Origin of the sequence: Rathayibacter sp. AY1D2, assembly GCF_002932695.1 — a bacterium.
In the GTDB taxonomy this organism is placed as follows: Bacteria; Actinomycetota; Actinomycetes; order Actinomycetales; family Microbacteriaceae; genus Rathayibacter.
Genome location: NZ_PSVX01000052.1, coordinates 13843 through 27271, shown reverse-complemented (window position 1 = coordinate 27271; position 13429 = coordinate 13843). Strand labels below are relative to the sequence as shown.

Below are 13429 nucleotides of genomic sequence, written 5' to 3'. Positions count from 1 at the left end.
CTGCGGCGGGTCGATCGTCCCGCCCTTGGCGACGACGTCGTAGTTCGTGGTGCGCTCGGTGAGCGCCTCGCCCTGGAAGCGCTCGGCCAGGATCCCGGCCTCCCCGGTGAGCCTGGTGCTCCCGCAGGACACGGAGTCGTGGCCGCGCCTCGTCACCGCCGTCGTGCAGAACTCGACGGACACCACCCAGGCCCCGATCGCGCTGATGATGAGCCAGGCGAGCCCGCGCGTCGACTACAAGGTCGACTACGCCATCTCGCTCGAGGCCAACGCGCGCATCCCCGACGTCGCGCCCGTCACCGTCGGCACGTCGATCGTGGCGCCGGACTCGCGCCTGATGAAGCTCGCCCCGCAGACCGTCGGCTCCGCGTACGCGGACGTGCTCGCCAACGGCGACTCGAGCCAGTACGCCGAGCTCTTCGCGGCCGACGGCGACACCCTCCGGGGGCAGGTCGGCGTCGACAAGAAGAACGCCGACCGCGAGGCGCTGCCGGACACCGCCTCGATCGAGTTCTCGAACGCCGCCGGCACGTCGCCGACGATCGCGCTCGCGACGAACGACTCGGGGGCCCTCGTCGCGGCGAGCATCGCCGAGACGTCGACCGTCCGCCCCACTGCCGAGGGCTCGACCGTCTCGACCTCCGGCGCCTCGCAGACCCTGCTGGGCACGGACAAGTCGACGACCGGCATCGAGACCACCTACGGATACCAACTGCTGTTCTACGTACCGCCCGTCGGATCGGAGGAGAAGATCGTGATGCTCGGATGGAGCCAGGGACTCGTCTCGGTGGTGCAGCTGCCGTGAGCACCGTCCCGCCCCTGCCCGGAAACCTCCGCGGCGCCGTCGACCTCTCGTCGCTGGTGAACCGCCGCACCCCGCCCGCCGCCTCCGCCGGCGCCCCGGCCGCGCCCGCCGCTCCCGGAGGCGCGCCCGGCGCGAATCCGCTGCTGCTGACCGCCGGCGACGCCGAGTTCGACCAGGTGGTCCAGCTCTCGTCGCGCGTGCCGGTGATCGTCGACCTGCGCGGCGCCTGGTCGGACCAGAGCCAGAGCATGACCGCGCTGCTCGAGAAGGTCGTCGTCTCGTACACCGGCGCGTTCGTGCTCGTCGGGGTCGATGTGGAGTCGAGCCCGCAGCTGGCGCAGGCGTTCCAGGTGCAGTCCGTGCCGACGGTCGCCGCGATCATCGGCGGCCGCCCGGTGCCCCTGTTCAGCGGCCTCGTCGCCGAGGAGCAGCTGCGCGACCTGCTCGAGCAGGTCCTCCAGCTCGCCGCTCAGAACGGTGTGACGGGCACGGTGCCGGTGGAGGGAGCCGCTCCCGCCGAGGGCGCGGAGCCCGAGCCCGAGCCGCTGCCGCCGCACCACCAGGAGGCCTACGACGCGATCGACCGGGGCGACTACGCCGCGGCGATCACCGAGTACGAGACCGCCATCGCGCAGAACCCGCGCGACGACCTCGCGGTCGCCGGTCTCGCTCAGGTGCGGCTGCTGGCCCGCCTCCAGGGCCGCACGCTCGACGACATCCGCTCGACCGCCGCGGCCGAGCCGTCGAACCTCGACGCGCAGCTCGCCGTCGCCGACCTGGACGTCTCGGGCGGCCACGTCGAGGACGCCTTCGACCGACTGCTCTCGATGTTCCCGCGCCTCGACGCCGAGGGGAAGGCCGCCGTCCGCGCTCGTCTCCTGGAGCTTTTCGAGATCGTCGGCCAGACCGACCCGCGCGTCAACAAGGCTCGGGCCCGGCTCACCGGCCTGCTCTACTGACGCCGGCCGGAACGCCGAGAGGCCGCCCGCTCGCGACGATCGTCGCGGCGGGCGGCCTCTTCCGTGCGGGGACCGATCAGTCGGCGGGTCGCAGGTAGAGCACGGCCAGCGGGGGCAGGACCAGCTCGGCGGAAGCCGGGCGGCCGGCCCACGGCTCCTCGCGAGCCTCGACCGCTCCGAAGTTCCCGACTCCGCTGCCGCCGTAGATCTCGGCGTCCGTGTTGACGAGCTCCTCCCAGCGGCCGGCCGTGGGCAGGCTCACGCGGTAGCCGTGCACGGGCGAACCCGAGAAGTTGGCGATCACGGCGATCGGGCGACCCTCGCTGTCCTTGCGCAGGAACGAGACGACGTTGGCCGCCGCCGCGCCGCCGTCGATCCACTCGAAGCCCGACTGCTCGTGGTCGAGCTCCCAGAGCGACGGCGAGTCGCGGTACACGCGGTTCAGCTGACCGACGAGGCTCCAGAGACCGCGGTGGCTCGGCTGATCGAGGATCCACCAGTCCAGACCCCGCTCCTCGCTCCACTCGGAGTACTGGCCGAACTCCTGGCCCATGAAGAGCAGCTGCTTGCCGGGATGGGCCCACATGAAGGCGAGGTAGGCGCGCACGTTCGCGAGCTGCTGCCAGTGGTCGCCCGGCATCTTCTGGATCAGCGAGCCCTTGCCGTGCACGACCTCGTCGTGGCTGATCGGCAGGACGAACTTCTCGCTGAAGGCGTAGACGAACGAGAAGGTGATCTCGCCCAGGTGGTACTGGCGCCACAGCGGATCGTTCGCCATGTAGTCGAGCGAGTCGTGCATCCAGCCCATGTTCCACTTGAGCCCGAAGCCGAGGCCGCCGGAGCTGGTGGGCTGGGTGACGCCGGGCCAGCTCGTCGACTCCTCGGCGATCATCATGATGCCGGGGTGCAGCTTGTAGGCCGTGGCGTTGACCTCCTGGAGGAAGCTGATCGCCTCGAGGTGCTCGCGTCCGCCGTACTGGTTCGGCAGCCACTCGCCCTCCTTGCGGGAGTAGTCGAGGTAGAGCATCGAGGCGACGGCGTCCACGCGCAGGGCGTCGACGTGGAACTCCTCGAGCCAGAACAGGGCGTTAGCGACGAGGAAGTTGCGCACCTGGGTGTGCCCGAAGTCGAAGACGTAGGTGCCCCAGTCCATCTGCTCGCCGCGGCGCCAGTCCGGGTGCTCGTAGAGCGGCTCGCCGTCGAAGCGGGCGAGGGCGAAGTCGTCCTTGGGGAAGTGCCCCGGCACCCAGTCGACGATGACGCCGATGCCGGCCTGGTGCAGACGGTCGATCAGGTACTTGAGGTCGTCGGCCGTGCCGAAGCGGCTCGAGGCGGCGTAGTAGCCGGTGACCTGGTAGCCCCAGGAGCCGCCGAACGGGTGCTCGGCGAGCGGCATGAACTCCACGTGCGTGAAGCCGAGCTCGGTGACGTACTCGATCAGCGGGTCCGCGAGGTCGCGGTAGCCCAGTCCCGGACGCCAGGAGCCGAGGTGCATCTCGTAGACGCTGAGCGGCTGCGTGTGCGGATCGACCGAGGCTCGCTTCTCCATCCAGCCGGAGTCGCCCCACTGGTGGTGCGAGACGGGGACCTTGGACGCCGTCGCGGGCGGCACCTCCGTGGCGCGGGCCATCGGGTCGGCCTTGCGGACCCAGTGGCCGTCACGCGAGAGCAGGTCGAACTTGTAGGAGGCTCCGGGCTCGACGCCCGGGACGAAGATCTCCCAGACCCCGGTCGTCCCGAGGTTGCGGAGGGAGTGGCCCTCGCCGTTCCAGTCGTTGAAGTCGCCGACGACCCGAGCGGCCTGGGCGTGCGGGGCCCAGACGGCGAAGCTCGTGCCCCAGACCCCCTCGTGCTCGCGGTGACGGGCGCCGAGCGCCTCCCAGAGGCGCTCGTGGCGGCCCTCGCCGATGAGGTAGAGGTCGAAATCACCGACCGTCTTCGAGAAGCGGTAGGGGTCCTCCGCGGTCCACTCGCCGCCGCCGCCGTAGCGGGCCTCGACGGTGTACGCCTGCGGACCGAGGACGTGGAAGCCCTGCCAGATCCCGTCGCTGAGGTGGCTGAGCTCGACGCGGGCGCCGGTGGCGAGCACCACGGCGACCTTCTCGGCGAGCGGGCGGCGCACGCGGACGACCATCACCGGGTCGGAGACGCCGGGGGCCGCGACGAGGTGCTGGCCCAGGACGTCGTGGGGGAGCGCGTTGCTGCCGGTGGCGAGCTGCTGCAGCACCCACTCGGGGATGTCGGGCAGCGCGATCGCCGCGGTGCCGTCGACGGGGCCCGAAGCGGATGCGGGGTCCGCGGTCGTCTCGGCGGGGCCGGCGCTGTCCGCTGCGACGGAATCGGCGGCGTCCGTGTCGTCGGGCAGGTCGCCCTCGGCCCCGCTGCCGACCGGAGCGGACTCCGCGTCGTCGGCGTCGGGCTCGACGGTCACGGCGTCGTCGGCCGCGACCGGCTGAGGCGCCTCCGGGACCGTCTCGACCGCGTAGCTGCGCGCGTTCTCGCCGTCCGCTCCGGGGTGCTGGGAAGCGTCGGGCGCCGCGTCGGCGACGTGCGCGCCGTGGCCGGAGGTGGTCGCCGAGCTGGTGCCCGTCGTGGGGACCGTCTCGACGTGCGCGCCGAGGCCCGCCTCCTCGGCCGGGCTCGTGCCCTCGGGGGTGGTTCCGCTCATCGCTCGTCCGCCTTCACGCTCAGGATGTGCACGGGCTCGACGAACGAGTCGAGCCGCACGTAGTCGTCGCTGCCCCAGGTCCAGACGGCGCCGGTGATCAGGTCCTCGACCTCGAAGGTCGCGCTCCAGTCGAGCCCGATCGCGGGCAGGTCGAGGTGGACCGTGGTCTCGCGGGCCGAGTGCGGGTCGGTGTTGACGACGACGATGATCGTGTCGTCGGTCCCGGTGCCCGTGAACGCGGCCTGCAGGTGCTTGGAGTAGACGAGGATCGCGTCGTCGTCGCTGCCGTGCACGTGCAGGTTCCGCAGCTGCCCGAGCGCGGGGTGCGAGCGCCGGATCTCGTTGAGGCGCGTGATGTACGGCGCCAGCGAGCGGCCCGACTCCTCGGCGCCGGCCCAGTCGCGCGTCTTGTACTCGTACTTCTCGTTGTCGATGTTCTCCTCGGCGCCGGGGCGAGCGACGTTCTCGACCAGTTCGTAGCCGGCGTAGACCCCCCACAGCGGCGACGCGGTCGCGGCCAGGGCCGCCCGCACCTTGTACGCCGAGCGGCCGCCGTACTGGAGGTACTCGGTGAGGATGTCCGGAGTGTTCACGAAGAGGTTCGGCCGCATGTAGTCGGCCGTCTCGTGGGAGATGCTCGTGAAGAACTCGCCGAGCTCCTCCTTGGTGTTGCGCCAGGTGAAGTACGAGTACGACTGCTGGAAGCCGACCTTGCCGAGCGCGCGCATGATCGCGGGGCGGGTGAACGCCTCCGCGAGGAAGACGACCTCGGGGTGCTCGGCGTTGACCTCGTGGATGATCCACTCCCAGAAGTCGAGCGGCTTCGTGTGGGGGTTGTCGACGCGGAAGATCCGCACGCCCAGGTCGATCCAGTGCCGCAGGACCCGCAGCGACTCCTGACGGATGCCCTCGGGGTCGTTGTCGAAGTTGATCGGGTAGATGTCCTGGTACTTCTTCGGCGGGTTCTCGGCGTAGGCGATCGAGCCGTCGGGGAGCGTCGTGAACCACTCGGGGTGGCTGGTGACCCAGGGATGGTCGGGCGAGGCCTGCAGGGCGAAGTCGAGGGCGAGCTCGAGGCCCGCGGCCTCGACCGCGGCGTGGAAGGCGCGGAAGTCGTCCTCGGTGCCGAGGTCCGGGTGGATCGCGTCGTGGCCGCCCTCGGCCGAGCCGATCGCCCACGGCGAGCCGGGATCGTTCTCGCCGGCGTCGAGCGTGTTGTTCGGGCCCTTGCGGAAGGAGCGGCCGATGGGGTGGATCGGCGGCAGGTAGAGCACGTCGAAGCCCATCGCCGCCACGGCGGGGAGGCGGTCTATCGCGGTGCGGAAGGATCCGCTGGTCACGGTCCCGTCCTCGTGGCGCACGGCGCCCTCGGAGCGGGGGAAGAACTCGTACCAGGCGCCGACGCCGGCGCGGGTGCGCTCGACGTGGACGGTGCGCGGCTCCGAGACGCTGGTGAGGCTCATCACCGGGCGGGCGTCGAGCGCGCCGTGGACGGCGGGATCGGTCGCCGCGGCGAGGCGCTCCTCGGCGCTCAGCGTGGTGTCGCCGACGCGGGCGGCGGTGTCGGAGAGCAGGCTGCGCTCGCCCTCGGGCCGCGAGGAGTCGTCGGCGCCGCTGCGCAGCAGGCCCTCGCCGATGGCGAAGGTGACGTCGATGTCCAGGCCGGCCGGGATCTTGACCTCGGCCGTGTGGAGCCAGGTCGCCCAGTCGTCGGCGTAGGCGCGGATGCGGTAGCTCCAGTCGCCCTCCTCGTCGAGGGCCACGAGGCGCCCGTAGCGGTCGGTGCCGGTCGCGAGGAGCGACATGCGGTGCTCCGACTCGGCCCCGGACGGCGAGCGCAGCAGGAGGTCGACGCCGATGAGGTCGTGCCCCTCGCGGAAGGCCGTGGCAGCGAAGGGGACGACCTCGCCGACGAACGCCTTCGCGGGCCAGCGGTCGTCCTCGAGCCGGGGCTGCGGGTCGATGATCGGCAGGCGCTCGGCCCGGACGCGGTAGCCGCTCCCGGTCGTCGCGGTCGCCGGCGACGCGTGGGGTGCGTCCGCGGTCACCGGGGCGGCCGGAGCACTGTCGGCCGCGGGGGGAGCAGGAGTCGCCTCGGGGGCGGCGGCGGGCGCCGGAGCGGCCGTCTCGGGAGGCGCCGACGCCTCCCGGGGTGCGCGTCCGCGACCCGCTCGCCGTGCGTCCTTGCCGTTCTGAGCCTTGCCGAAAGGTATCTGAGCCACGTCATGACAGTAGCGACCGGCGGCGGCTCGCACACGACGGTTGCGCCCGCGCTCGGGCCTGTGCAAACGGATCCGGGGAGCGCGTGCCGGAGCGTCGGGGCGGGTCCGCGTCCGGCCGATCCGCGGCGGCCGAGGGGTCCGCTAGGGTGACCGAGCGCGACCGCCCCGGTGCTCCGCGACCGGGCGCTCCGGGGTCCGCAGAGAGTCGAGGGGTGCCGTGAAGGCGATCCGCCGCTTCATCGTCCGCTCCGTCCTCCCGCCCGAGCTCTCGGCTCTGGGCGATCTGGCGGGCAATCTCCGCTGGGCCTGGCACGAGCCCGCCCGGCGCTTGTTCGAGCGGGTCGATCCGGAGCTGTGGCGGCGCGGGGGAGCGGACCCCACCGCTCTGCTCGGAGCAGTGAGCCCCGAGCGCCTCGCCGAGCTGGCGGGGGACCAGGGCTTCGTCGACGAGGCGTGGCGCCTCCGCGACGAGCTCGAGCGCTACCGCACCGAGCCGCGGTGGTACCAGTCGCTGCCGGAGTCCGCCCCGCGCTCGATCGCCTACTTCTCGCCGGAGTTCGGCATCGCGGCGGCGCTGCCCCAGTACTCCGGCGGACTCGGCATCCTCGCGGGCGACCACCTGAAGGCCTCCTCGGACCTGGGCGTGCCGCTCACCGGCGTGGGCCTCTTCTACCGGTCGGGCTACTTCTCGCAGAAGCTCTCCGCCGACGGCTGGCAGCTCGAGTCCTACCCCTCGCTCGATCCCGACGGGCTGCCGCTGCGCGTCGTCCGTCTCGCCGACGGCTCGCCCGCCCGCATCGTGCTGGCGCTCCCCGAGGGACGCGCGCTCTACGCCCGGGTCTGGCGCGCGGAGGTCGGCCGGGTGACCCTCCTCCTGCTCGACACCGACATCCCCGAGAACGAGGACTCGCTCCGCTCCGTCACCGACCGCCTCTACGGCGGCGGGGGCGAGCACCGCCTGCTGCAGGAGCTGCTGCTGGGCATCGGCGGGGTCCGCGCGCTCGAACTCTGGGCCGAGGTCTCGGGCGGCGTCCTCCCGGAGGTGTTCCACACCAACGAGGGGCACGCCGGCTTCCAGGGGCTCGAGCGCATCTCCGGCCTGATCGGCGCGGGCCTGGACTTCGACCAGGCTCTCCAGGTGGTGCGGGCGAGCACGGTCTTCACCACGCACACTCCGGTGCCGGCGGGCATCGACCGCTTCGACCGCGGGATGATCGAGGAGTACTTCTCCACGGAGCTGCTCCCGGGCGTGCAGGTCGAGGACGTGCTCGCGCTGGGCGCCGAGCCGGGGGACTCCGGGACGGCGTTCAACATGGCGTACATGGGCCTGCGGCTCGCGCAGCGCTCCAACGGCGTCTCGACGCTGCACGGCGAGGTCAGCCGCTCGATGTTCTCGAGCCTCTGGCCCGGCTTCGAGACGGCGGAGGTGCCGATCGGCTCGGTGACGAACGGCGTCCACGCGGCCACCTGGACCGATCCGATCCTCCGGCGGCTCGCGGAGGAGCGGCTCGGCACCGACGACACGACGCGGGCCGACTGGGCCTCGGGCGCGCTCGGCGACACCGAGCTGTGGGCCGCGCGCCGGGCGATGCGGGAGCAGCTGGTGCGGGACGCCCGCCGCCGGGCCGCCAGCTCCTGGCGCGAGCAGAACCCGGGCGGCCTCCCGCCGGCCTGGCTCGACGAGCTGCTGGACCCGGACGTGCTCACCATCGGCTTCGCGCGGCGGGTGCCGACCTACAAGCGGCTGACCCTGATGCTCCACGACCCCGAGCGTCTGCGCGCGCTGCTCACCCACCCGCAGCACCCGATCCAGATCGTCATCGCGGGCAAGTCCCACCCGGCCGACGAGGAGGGGAAGCGCCTGATCCAGCGGCTCGTCCGCTTCGCGCAGGAGCCGGACGTGCGCCGCAGGATCGTCTTCCTGCCGGACTACGACATCGCGATGGCGCAGCTGCTCTACCCGGGCACCGACGTCTGGCTCAACAACCCGCTGCGCCCGCTCGAGGCGTGCGGCACCTCGGGGATGAAGGCGGCGCTCAACGGCTCGCTCAACCTCTCGATCCTCGACGGCTGGTGGAACGAGTACTTCGAGGGCGAGAACGGCTGGGCGATCCCCTCCTCCGACCGCGCGCTCGACCCGGAGGCCCGCGACACGCTCGAGGCCGAGGCGCTCTACGAGCTGCTCGAGACCGAGGTCGTGCCGCGCTACTACGAGCGCGATCACGACGGCGTGCCCCGGCGGTGGGTGCGGTCGATCCGGCACACCCTCGCGACCCTCTCGCCCGAGCTCTCCGCCGAGCGGATGGTGCGCCAGTACGTCGAGGCGCTCTACTCGCCGGCCGCCGAGGCCGGGCGCGCCGTCGCCGCCGACCACTTCGAGCCGGCCAAGGAGCTGGCGACCTGGAAGCGGCGGGTCCGCGCCGGCTGGCCCGGGGTCGCGGTCGCGTCCGTCGAGTCCGGCGGGATCGACGCGGTGCCCCAGCGCGGGGACCGGCTCGCCGTGCGCGCGGGCGTGCGCCTGGGCGAGCTCTCGCCGGCGGACGTCTCGGTCGAGGTCGTGTACGGGACGACGGCCGCTGACGGCTCGCTCACCGAGGTCCGCCACCACGAGCTCGAGGTGGTCGAGGAGTCGGGTGCCGTAGTGCCGGCCGACGCGGTCGGGCGCGTGCCCTACGCCGGAGTGGTCACCCTCGACCGCAGCGGCTCCTTCGGCTACACCGTCCGCGTCGTGCCGCGGCATCCCCTCCTGGCCCGCTCCGCCGAGCTGGGACTGGCCGCCGCCGCCGGCTGACCCCGCCCGGTCCCTCTCCGCGAGATGCCGCTCCGGTGCGCCTTCCTCGGCGTCTCGCGGACCGGGACGGGGTCGCGCGGGAGGAGGACGGCGCCCGGAGGAGGACGGCGGGGGAGCAGGGGTCAGCGCGCGATGTCGGCGAGGAGGGCGGCCGTCGCGGCGACGAGGTCGGCGGGGGCGAGCTCGATGTCGAAGCCCCGGCGCCCGCCCGACACGAGCACCGTGTCGTGGAGCTCGACGGTCTCGTCGATCACGGTGCGGTGCAGCGTCCTCTGCCCGAGCGGCGAGATGCCGCCGAGGACGTAGCCGGTCCGGCGCTGGGCCAGCGCGGGGTCGGCCATCGCCGCCCGCCTGCCTCCGACCGCGGCCGCGAGCTCCTTCAGCCCGAGCGAGCCGGTGACGGGCACGACACCCACCACGAGCTCGCCGTCCACGTCGACCATCAGGGTCTTGAACACGCGCTCCGGCTCGACGCCGAGCGCCTCGGCCGCCTCGAGCCCGTAGCGCGTCGTGGCCGGGTCGTGCCGGTACTGGCGGGGAGTGAAGGGGACGCCCGCCGCCGTCAGCGCGACGGTCGCCGGGGTCCCCGGCCCGCTCCGCGCCATCAGGCCTCCTGCTCGGCCGCCGGCCCGTGCGCGGCGAAGAGCTGCATCGAGGTGCCGGCCACGCGGATGACCTGCCCCGGCTCGAACGACTCGCCGTGCTCCAGCGGCTCCGGCTCCTCGCTGTTCCACAGGCGCGTGTAGCCGGTGACCCCCTCGCCCTCGGCGAGCACGACCGTGGTGTCCTGCTCGACGCCGTGCACCACCAGCAGGACGCGGTCCGGCTCGCCCTCGACCGGCGTCGAGGCCGCGAGGTACTGCAGCGTCCGGTTGGCGGCGGAGGTCCAGTCGTGCTCGCTCATCCCGCGCCCGTGGGCGTCGAACCACGTCATGGTCGTGGCGCCCGGCTCGCTCGCGTCGCCGCTGCCGTAGCGGGAGGGACGCAGCGCCGGGTGCTCACGCCGCAGGCGCAGCAGGGTGCGCGTGTGCGCGCGGAGCGCGAGCTGCCAGTCGGCCAGGCCCTCCCAGCGCACCCAGGTCAGGTCCGAGTCCTGGCAGTAGGCGTTGTTGTTGCCGCGCTGGCTGCGCCCGGTCTCGTCGCCCGCCGTGATCATCGGCACGCCGGCCGAAAGCAGCAGGGTGCCGAGGAGGTTCCGCATCGCCTTGCGCCGCGCCAGCGTGATCCGCTCGTCGGTGGTGGGGCCCTCGAAGCCGTGGTTGAAGGAGCGGTTGGTGTCGGCTCCGTCGCGGTTCGACTCGCCGTTGCCGATGTTGTGCTTGACGTTGTACGAGACGAGGTCCGCCAGCGTGAAGCCGTCGTGCGCGGTGACGAAGTTGACCGACGCGAGGGGTCCCCGCTCCGCCGAGAAGGTGTTGGAGGAGCCCGAGAGCCGGGTCGCGAAGCCGCCGATGCCGACGGGGGCCGTGCCGGCGCGGCGGGCGTAGTCGATGTCCGAGAGCCAGAAGTTGCGGGCGCGGTCGCGGTAGCGGTCGTTCCACTCCGACCACCCGGCCGGGAAGTTCCCCGTCTGCCAGCCGCCCATTCCCACGTCCCAGGGCTCGGCGATCATCTTCACGCCGGCCAGCGCCGGATCCTCGACCGCGGCCCGCAGCAGCGGGTGGTCGCTCCGGAAGTGCGCGATCTCGTCCCGGCCGAGGGTCGCGGCCAGGTCGAGCCGGAAGCCGTCGATCCCGACCTCGCCCGACCAGTAGCGCATCGAGTCCAGTGCGAGGCGCTGCGCCGCGGGCCGGCCGAAGTCGATCGTGTTCCCGCAGCCGGTGACGTCCACGTAGTGGCCCTCGGGCGTCTGGCGGTACCAGCCGGCGTCGTCGATCCCGCGCAGGCTCGACATCGGCCCGCCCGGCCCCTCCTCGGCGGTGTGGTTGTAGACCACGTCCAGGATCACCTCGAGGCCGGCCTCGTGCAGGAGCTTCACCATCCCCTTGAACTCGCGGAGCACCGCGGTCGGTCCGCCGCGCTGCGCGGTGGAGGAGGCGTACGCGGCGTGCGGGGCGAAGAAGTTCAGCGTGTTGTAGCCCCAGTAGTTGGTCAGCCCCTGCCGCAGCAAGCGCTGCTCCGACACGAACGCGTGCACGGGCAGCAGCTCGACCGCCGTCACGCCCAGATCGAGCAGCGCCGAGACCGTCGACTCGTGCGCTAGGCCGGCGTAGGTGCCGCGCAGCTCCACGGGCAGCGCCGGGTTCAGCCGGGTCAGCCCCTTCACATGCGCCTCGTAGATCACGGTGCGGTCCATCGGGGTGCCGGGCCGGGAGGAGGAGCCCCAGTCGAACGCGTCGTCCACGACGACCGAGCGCCACTCGTTCTCCGCCACCCGGTGCAGGCCGCGGGAGTACGGCTCCAGCAGGGCCCGGCGGGGGTCGAAGCGGTGCCGGGGGCCCGTCGGCCCGTCGACGCGCAGGGCGTAGCGGCGGCCGGGGGCCAGCAGATCGGAGCGCGCGGACCAGACCGCGGCGTCGTCGCGCGCCAGCGGGACCGTGCGGGTCACCCAGGTCGGATCCTTCTCGTCGTACAGCAGCAGATCGACGGCGCTCGCGCTCTCGGACCAGACCCGCAGCTCACCGCCCTGATCGTCCACGGTCACGCCGAGCCGGGCCAGGGGATCGTGAGAGGTCATGCGACTTACAGTAGTGACGGGCACCGGCTCCCTCCGTGCCCCCGACGCGGGACGAAGGGCTGCTGTGATCTACCTCGACCACGCCGCGACCACCCCGCTGCGCGCCTCGGCGCTCGCCTCGTTCGCGGAGGCGTCCGCCCACGGCGGCAACCCCTCCTCCGTCCACGGCTCCGGCCAGGAGGCTCGCCGCCGGCTGGAGGACGCCCGGTCGGCGCTCGCCGGGGTGCTCGGCTGCGAGCCGATCGAGGTGATCCTCACCGCCGGCGGCACCGAGGCGGTCAACCTCGGGATCAAGGGCCTCTACTGGCAGCGCCGGAGCGAGGACCCGGCCCGCGTCCGGGTCCTGGTCGCCGAGGGGGAGCACCACGCGACGCTCGACTCGGCCGCCTGGCTCGCCGAGCACGAGGGCGCCGTCCTCGAGTGGCTGCCGCTCGACGACGAGGGCACCCTGCGGCCGGAGGCGCTCGCCGCGGCGCTGGAGGAGGACCCCGGATCGGTCGCCCTGGTCACGGTGCTCTGGGTCAACAACGAGATCGGGACGATCAACCCGATCGCCGAGCTGGCGACCGCGTGCGCCCGCGCCGGCGTCCCCCTCCACGTCGACGCGGTCGCCGCCCTCGGGCACGTGCCGATGCGGATCGCCGAGATCCGCCGCGCCTCCGGCTCAGGGCACGGCGCGGGACTGGCCGCCGTCAGCGTCTCGGGTCACAAGGTCGGCGGGCCGATCGCGACCGGTGCGCTCGTGCTCGCCCGCGACGCCCGCGTGGTGCCGGTGCTGCACGGAGGCGGACAGCAGCGGGGCGTCCGCTCCGGCACCCAGGACGTGCCCGGCGCCGCGGCCTTCGCCGCCGCCGCGGTCGAGGCGGACGCCGAGTTGTCGGCGGAGGCGCGGCGCCTGACAGCCCTGCGCGACCGGCTCGTCGCGGGCGTCCTCGCCGCCGTGCCGGGGGCGACCCTGACCGGGCCCGCCCTCGACTCCGGACGCCGGGTCGCCAACAACGCGCACCTCGCCTTCCCCGGTGCGCAGGGCGACTCCCTCCTCTTCCTCCTCGACACCGCGGGCGTCTCCGTCTCGACCGGGTCCGCCTGCACGGCGGGGATCCCGGAGCCCTCGCACGTGGTCCTCGCGCTCGGCCGGAGCGAGGACGAGGCCCGCGGGGTGCTCCGGATGACGCTCGGCCACACCTCGACCGACGCGGACGTCGACGCCCTCCTGGCCGCGCTGCCCGGCGCCTACGCCCGCGCCGCCCGAGCCGGACTCTCGAACCGCGCGGTGCTGCCCGCCTGAACCCCTGCCGGCCGTGCCC

Annotated in this window: 8 protein-coding genes; 4 read left to right on the top strand and 4 right to left on the bottom strand. The window is 73.2% G+C overall.

Going from position 1 to position 13429, the window contains the following annotated elements; genetic code table 11:
* Positions 1–106: 106 nt before the first annotated feature.
* A complete protein-coding gene (locus tag C5D04_RS13495; protein ID WP_146087873.1) occupies positions 107–805 on the top strand; it encodes a hypothetical protein in 699 nt (232 codons plus the stop codon).
* The gene (locus C5D04_RS13490; RefSeq protein WP_104347841.1) at positions 802–1764 is read left to right on the top strand and encodes a tetratricopeptide repeat protein; all 963 of its coding nucleotides are present in this window, start codon (positions 802–804) and stop codon (positions 1762–1764) included. Before C5D04_RS13495 ends, C5D04_RS13490 begins: the two co-directional genes overlap by 4 nt.
* Before the next feature lie 76 nt (positions 1765–1840).
* Here the strand turns inward: C5D04_RS13490 and glgB are convergent, their stop codons facing one another.
* Together glgB and C5D04_RS13480 are read right to left on the bottom strand one after the other, a co-directional pair.
* Complete coding sequence (gene glgB / locus C5D04_RS13485; RefSeq protein WP_104347840.1) at positions 1841–4432, bottom strand: 1,4-alpha-glucan branching protein GlgB; 2592 nt, start codon at positions 4430–4432, stop codon at positions 1841–1843.
* Positions 4429–6399, bottom strand: coding sequence for an alpha-1,4-glucan--maltose-1-phosphate maltosyltransferase (locus C5D04_RS13480; protein WP_308471769.1), 1971 nt, complete (start codon positions 6397–6399; stop codon positions 4429–4431). Before C5D04_RS13480 ends, glgB begins: the two co-directional genes overlap by 4 nt.
* Positions 6400–6871: 472 nt before the next feature.
* Here C5D04_RS13480 and glgP point away from each other — a divergent pair, with 472 nt between their 5' ends.
* Positions 6872–9445 (top strand): alpha-glucan family phosphorylase, encoded by a 2574-nt coding sequence (glgP, locus tag C5D04_RS13475; protein WP_104347839.1) that lies wholly within the window; start codon positions 6872–6874, stop codon positions 9443–9445.
* Positions 9446–9567: 122 nt separating this feature from the next.
* Here the strand turns inward: glgP and ybaK are convergent, their stop codons facing one another.
* Both ybaK and glgX read right to left on the bottom strand, forming a co-directional pair.
* Entirely contained in the window at positions 9568–10050 is a 483-nt protein-coding gene (ybaK, locus tag C5D04_RS13470; RefSeq protein WP_104347838.1) for a Cys-tRNA(Pro) deacylase, read from the bottom strand.
* Entirely contained in the window at positions 10050–12122 is a 2073-nt protein-coding gene (glgX, locus tag C5D04_RS13465; protein ID WP_104347837.1) for a glycogen debranching protein GlgX, read from the bottom strand. Before glgX ends, ybaK begins: the two co-directional genes overlap by 1 nt.
* A gap of 64 nt (positions 12123–12186) precedes the next feature.
* On the opposite strand from glgX, the gene C5D04_RS13460 reads away from it, so the two are divergent.
* Complete coding sequence (locus C5D04_RS13460) at positions 12187–13410, top strand: cysteine desulfurase family protein (RefSeq protein ID WP_308471541.1); 1224 nt, start codon at positions 12187–12189, stop codon at positions 13408–13410.
* The last annotated feature ends 19 nt before the right edge of the window (positions 13411–13429 follow it).

Excerpts from the sequence above, each read along its gene's own strand:
- glgB (WP_104347840.1), bottom strand. The coding sequence starts at position 4,432 with ATGAGCGGAACCACCCCCGAGGGCACGAGCCCGGCCGAGGAGGCGGGC.
- ybaK (WP_104347838.1), bottom strand. The coding sequence starts at position 10,050 with ATGGCGCGGAGCGGGCCGGGGACCCCGGCGACCGTCGCGCTGACGGCG.
- glgX (WP_104347837.1), bottom strand. The coding sequence starts at position 12,122 with ATGACCTCTCACGATCCCCTGGCCCGGCTCGGCGTGACCGTGGACGAT.